Origin of the sequence: Salinibacter sp. 10B (assembly GCF_002954405.1) — a bacterium.
Classification (GTDB): Bacteria; Bacteroidota; Rhodothermia; order Rhodothermales; family Salinibacteraceae; genus Salinibacter.
Window position 1 is genome coordinate 1 of sequence record NZ_MQWC01000007.1, and the last position, 961, is coordinate 961.

The window sequence follows — 961 nt, forward strand, 5'->3', positions numbered from 1 at the left end:
GGCGGCCAAGACGTTCGAGTCGATTGACAACGCGCCGGAGGAGCGAGAGCGCGGGATTACGATTGCGACGTCCCACGTGGAGTACGAGACGGAGAACCGGCACTATGCGCACGTCGACTGTCCGGGGCACGCGGACTACGTGAAGAACATGGTGACGGGGGCGGCGCAGATGGACGGGGCGATTTTGGTGGTTGCGGCCACCGACGGCCCGATGCCGCAGACTCGAGAGCACATTTTGCTTGCGCGGCAGGTGGGGGTTCCGTACCTGGTGGTGTTCATGAACAAGACCGACCTGGTCGACGACGCGGAGCTGCTGGAGCTTGTGGAGATGGAGGTTCGGGAGCTTTTGACCGAGTATGAGTTTCCGGGAGACGAGGTGCCGATGGTGCGGGGGTCGGCCCTTAAGGCCCTCGAGAGCGAGGAGGAGCACGAGGACAAGATCATGGAGCTCATGGAGGCGGTCGACGAGTACATTCCGACGCCGGAGCGGGACGTGGAGAAGCCGTTCTTGATGCCGGTGGAGGACATCTTTTCGATCACGGGTCGGGGGACGGTTGTGACCGGTCGGATTGAGCGGGGGAAGGTGCAGCTGCAAGACGAGGTAGACATTGTCGGGATGCAGGAGGAGAAGATGGAGTCGGTGGTGACCGGCATTGAGATGTTCAACAAGACTCTGGAGGAGGGGGAGGCGGGAGACAACGCCGGCATTCTGCTCCGGGGGATTGAGAAGGAGGAGGTCAGCCGGGGAATGGTGTTGGCGGAGCCGGGGACGGTGACGCCGCACAAGGAGTTTGAGTGTGAGGTATACGTGCTTTCGAAGGAGGAGGGCGGTCGCCACACGCCGTTTTTCGACGGATACCAGCCGCAGTTTTACTTCCGGACGACCGATGTGACCGGATCGATTGAGCTGGAGGAGGGGGTAGAGATGGTGATGCCGGGGGACAACGCGACGTTCAAGGCG

The 961-nt window shown here is 62.0% G+C and carries 1 protein-coding gene; it reads left to right on the forward strand.

What is annotated here, in order from left to right; genetic code table 11:
- Positions 1 to 961 (forward strand): elongation factor Tu (gene tuf, locus BSZ35_RS18880; protein WP_105014158.1); only part of this gene is annotated, 961 nt, incomplete at both ends.